This window comes from Nocardia alni (assembly GCF_019038435.1).
GTDB classification, from domain to species: Bacteria; Actinomycetota; Actinomycetes; order Mycobacteriales; family Mycobacteriaceae; genus Nocardia; species Nocardia alni.
In genome coordinates, this window is record NZ_JAGPOX010000264.1 from 1 (window position 1) to 5,175 (window position 5,175).

A 5,175-nucleotide genomic window follows, 5' to 3' on the forward strand; every position below is an offset into this window, starting at 1 on the left:
GGCGTTTCCGGGGCGGGGGCCGCTTCCAGTTCGGCCAGCAGGGCGTCGAGGCGTGCGACGTCGTCGACGGCCTGCTGGTAGTCGCGCGACAGCCGTTCCAGCGCGTCGATCTCGGCGTGCTTGCGGGCCATCTCGGACAGCGGCATGGTCTGGTTGCGCAGTTCCTCCAGTGTGCGGTCCAGGTTTTCGCCCGGGCGCAGGGCCGCCCAGTCGTCGTGGCGCTCGACCGGTAGTCGTGCGGCCAGCGAGTCCCGTTGGTCACGTAGCTCCTCGCGCCGCGCGACCGCCTCGGCGCGCTCGATCAGCAAGCGGCCGTGCTGTGCACGCTGTTCGGGGGTGAGGTAGGCGGTGCGTTGCGTATCGTTCAGCGCGATCTCGCCGGCCGTGCCGTGTTGCTCGGGTGTGGTTGTCGGCGCAGCGGTTTCGCGGAACAGTTCCACCGAGAGCGGCTCCAACGGCCGCACGGTCACCTGGCCTGCGGGATCGGCGGCCACACTCCAGCATTCGATCGTGGCGTCCGGATGTTGCAGCGCGGCGGCGAGTTCGGGACCGGATTCCGATCGCAGCGCGGCGCGCACCAGCGCCTCGTGCGGGGAACCGTCCGTATGGTCCGACTGCGGGGCGGCCACCAGGATCAGGGGCGGGTCGCCCTCGAGCAGGCCGACGTTGTCCGCGACGATCCCGGCGTTCCTGGAGCGCAGGAGATCGTCGCCGGCGATCCGGCCGATCTCGTCGGTCAGGGCGAAGACGCGGGACCGGTGTTCGACGAAAGCCCTTGCCGCCGTCTCCAGCTCGGTGATCGCCGCCTGCCGGTCGGCCTCCTGTGCGCCCGATTCGGCCCGCAGGCGTTCGATCTCCGTCATATACCGGTCGCTGAGCAGTTCGGGCACGTTCGCGCCCAGGTCCTCGGACTGCGCGGCGAAGATCACCCGGCTGCGCAGCGGCGCCAGATCCCGTGTCAGCGCCGCCCGGGCCGTGGCCAGCGCCTGGACCTGCGATCGAGCCGGCTCCGACAGCTCGTGTATCTGTCCCTGCCCGATCCGTTGCAGCCGGTGCGGTAGCGCGCCTTCAGTCCGGACCGGCGCCGGTGTGCCGGCGCCGGGCCCTGCGGACGGGTCGGCAACCGTGCCGGGCGCCACCGCCGGATTCCGCGTGGGCGCGGAGGCCGCCTGCGGATCACGGTGACCGGCAAGCTCTCCCATTCGATCGGCATGTTCGGCCGCCATCCGGGCGCGCCACTCGGCCAGCTCCAGACGCTGTTGCAGGCTCCATGCTCGCAACTGGGCCTGCTGCTCCCGCGCCCACTGTGATTCATCGGAGTTCGATTCGGCGCCGGTGGATTCGGCGTCCGGCGCCGGTTCCGCATCGCGCCCGCCGGCGAACTCCCACATCCGATCGGCGTGTTCAGCGGCTCCGCGTGCCTCCCATTCGGCCTGCTCGGCCGCCATGCGCGCGGACCACGCCTCGGTGCTCTCAGGGCCGGGACCATCGTGTTCGGCCATCCAGGTGGCGTGCTCGCGCAGCGCCGCGGCATGGCGGGCGGCCGCGCGCGCGTCCCAGTCGGCGTTGGCCGCGCGCATCCGCAGCACGATCCGCGAGGCGCGCTCGACCGGGTCCTGCGCCGAATCCCCAGGGGTGGAACCGGTTCCGCGCGGCGGCAGTTCGGGGATCTGCGGCGCTTCGGAGTCCTGCGCCGCGGCTCGCGGTCGCTGTCCGGGGCTCTCGGGAGTCCGCACAGCGTCGGCGGGCCGCCCAGCCTCCGGCGCGACGTACCGCACCGTACGCACACCGGTGAGCGTGCCCTGGATCAGGACCTGCTGGAACTCGTTCCCATCGTAGACCGGCTTGAATCGCCAGTTCGCGCCCTCCGGCGGCGCTCCGGTCCGCCACTCCACGATCACGCCGTCGCGCTGCGCGAACGTCTCCGCGACACTGCGCACGCGCGACCACGACGTCGAATCGCTGACGTCCGACATGTTCCAGACGTGCTGTTCGGCCGTCGCATCGACGGTGCCCCGAGGCGCCACCCGGCCGGTGAGCGCCGCCTCGTAGGCGGGGTTGACCGAGCCGTCCGGCAGCAGGCGCGGGATGCCGCGATACAGCGGCGTCGCGCCCTCCCCGTCCGGCAGCTCGCCCTCGAACAACACGGTGCCGTCCGGGACCGCGTGCGAGTCGACCGACTGCGAACCCCTTTCGGGTGCAACGGACTCCGGCGCGGACGGTTCCGGAGTCTGTTGCGCGATCTCCGGTGTCGGCTCGCCGGGGCGGCTGAATCGGACGGTGACGCTGGTGTATTCGCCGGGTGCGCCCTCGAAAGCGCTGTAGGCCGGGCCGAGCTCCGCGGCCTCCTGCGGATCGCCGAAGGTGACCTCGGTGAGTCCCGCGCGTTTGGCCAGGATGCCCGTGAAAGTGCGCAGGGCCGCCTCCTCCGGGGTGAGCGAGAGGTCCTGGAGGCCGGCGTTGAACATGTCCAGTTGGTCGCCGAGGTAGCCGCCGGCCGACCAGATGTCCTGCACGGACCGGACCTGATCGCCGAGCGCGGCCTTCAGATCCGCGAACATCTCGAAGCCGGTCGGGGTGCCGGGGCCGACGCGGATCTCCGCGTGCAGCACGCCGTGCTCGTCGACATAGCCGCGGACGCCGAATTCCCTGCTGCCGCCGTAGAAGTTGCGGTAGGCCGGGGAGCCTGGGGTGTATTCCGGCTCATCCCGCGGCGCGGCGGTGACGGGCTCGTCCGGGGCGGCTGTGTGCGGACCGTGCGCCCGCCGCCACGCTTGGTGGTACAGATCCGAATAGGTTCGCCCGTCGCCGTGCGGCTGATGCGTCCGGACCAGCGGCTCCAGCGCGGCGACGCCGGCGGCATTGGCGATGCGGTCCAATTCGCTTGCGGGCAGCGAGGGATCGTCGCCGTGCGCCTGCTCACGTGCCGCCCGGTAGGCGTCGACGTAGGCCTGTTCCATCGGTGTCACCGGGAAATCCGGGCGGTTCAGCTGCGCGATGGCCGCGATTTCCATGGCGTGCGCGTCGGTTTCCTCAGCGAGCATCCGCTCCACATAGGGCCCCGGCTCCCCGCCGAGCAACTCCGCGTCGGCATGCGGATCGTGGCCGGTGGATTCGGCCGGATCGTCGTGCCGGTGCCCCAGATCGACGTGAACGGCGGCGTGAACCATCGCCGCCAGTTGCCGGGTGTCGCTGCCGCCGACATCCAGGGTGAGCCGGTTGTACGCGGGCTCGTAGCGGTCGCCGCCGACGGACGCGTGCCCGATCCGCACCCCGTGCTGATCCAGCACGCCGAGCGCCCAGCGGCCCACCTCGCTGCGGGCCAGTTCCCCGCGCAGGCTCGCCACCTTCTCCGCGGAGGCCGCCGCCGCGAGGTTCTCGGGCTCGATCGGCGCCACCGGCTCGTCGACGGCCTCGTGCGGCCGGTCGGTGACGTACACCCGGACCTGCCCGTCGCGCCGAGTCCGCACGTTGACATACTCGCGCTGCGCCCCAGGACGATTCAGCGCCTGGCTCACCTGCGGCGGGGCCTCGCGCAGTACGCGCTGGTGGTCGCCCGGGGCGGCCGCGATCAGCACCCTGACCGGATCACCGGGCAGCACGGCGAAGTGGTCGCCGTACCGGGCCGCGCCGTCGTGACCGCGGATCTCGGCGGCGAGCACGTCGCCCGCGGCCCGTGCGGTCACCCGCACGGCCAGCCGGTCGAATTCGCCCTGGGCATTGTGGACCCGATCTCCCGCATCCACCAGCGACAACAGGTCGTGCCGGCGGCGCAGCAGCGGCGCGCGGGCGTCCACCGGCAGATCGTCGCGAGACAGCTCGGCCTCGACGAAGCGCAGCCGATCGGAGACCAGGTACCGCACCATGTCCCGGCTCATGGTGGGGTCGTGGCGATCCAGTCCGAGCCGGTCCGCGAGGCGGTCGTAGGCGGCGGTGTGCTCGTCGAGGCGAACCTGGGCGATGTGGCGTTCGATCGATTCCAGGCGCAGGGTATCGATCAGCTCGGAGCTGTCGGGGACGTGCCGGTAGTCGCTCGGCGACTCGGTGCTGCCGGGGGCCTGGAGGTAGTCGGCCGGCGATGCCTGCACCGGATGGATCGTGCGCCAGTGCTCGCTGTAGTAGGTGCGGTAGTTCTTGCCGCTGTCGTCGGTGAGGTTGGTGCCCACCAGTTCGTGCAGCCGGTCGACCGCCGCGTTGTGGGCCACGTCCTGTCGCTGTTCGAGCGTCAAGGGGTCGGCCGAGGCGAAGGCCGCCAGCGCGCGGTCATACGCGTCGCGGTAGACCGGTTCGAGCTCGTGTTCGGGGACGTGCAGCCCGGCCTCTCGTAGTTCGGCGGCCAGCCGGAACCGGCGACCGGTCGCCTCGGACTCCTCGGCGACCATCTCCCGCACGAAATCCGCTTCGGACAGATCACGCACCCGTTCGAGCGCCGAGGTGCCCGCGGCGAATCGTTCGGCGTGCACGCTCTCGTGTGCCAGCCGCAGCGCGTGCCCGACGAGATTCTCATCGGAGGTGTGCACGACGGCGGTGAGCGTGCCGCGGCCGAATCCGGCGGAGCGGCCGTCGGCGCCCGGCTCGTCGTCGAACTCGCCGCGGAACAGCCCACTGTCCCACGCCCGCAGAATCTTGCGCCCGGTCGGACTGTCGCGCAACAGCATTCGCAGTTGTCCGGCGTGGTCGTCGAGTGCTTGGCCGATCCGTACGGTGTCCGGCAGCGCCGACTGGGCGTGCTTGGCGTAGGCGCCCACACGGATCAGCGGGTGGACCGGACGGCCCTTCTTGTCGAACAGGATCGCGTGGGTACTGTGCAGTCGCATCGGTACGGCGGGCGGGTAGTCGTGCACCTTGCCGGTGGACGGGTCCCGCACAACGGTTTTGCCGTTCTCCCGTCCCATGACGTATGCGTGTGCGCCGCCGGTGTATTCGTCGACGACCAGGACGTAGTGGCCGTTGCCCTTCTTGCGCAGCCAGCGGTCGAGCGCGGTGTGATCGGTCGGGCGCAGCTGGCCGAAGGCGGCTCGTTCGAGTTCCTTACCGGTGACGCCCTCGAGGCCGACCTCGCGGTCGAACATTCGGATCCACTTGCTGCCGGTTCGCCGCTGGATCAGCTTCAGCGCCAGCTCGGCGCATTTGCCGCGGTTCGGGTCGTTTTGTGGCGCTTCGGTTGTCGTGGCC

1 protein-coding gene is annotated in these 5,175 nt (G+C 71.2%); it reads right to left on the reverse strand.

The window, feature by feature from the left end; translation table 11 throughout:
- On the reverse strand, positions 1–5,175 hold a 5,175-nt coding region (locus tag JZ791_RS43430), incomplete at both ends, for a hypothetical protein (RefSeq protein WP_216903708.1).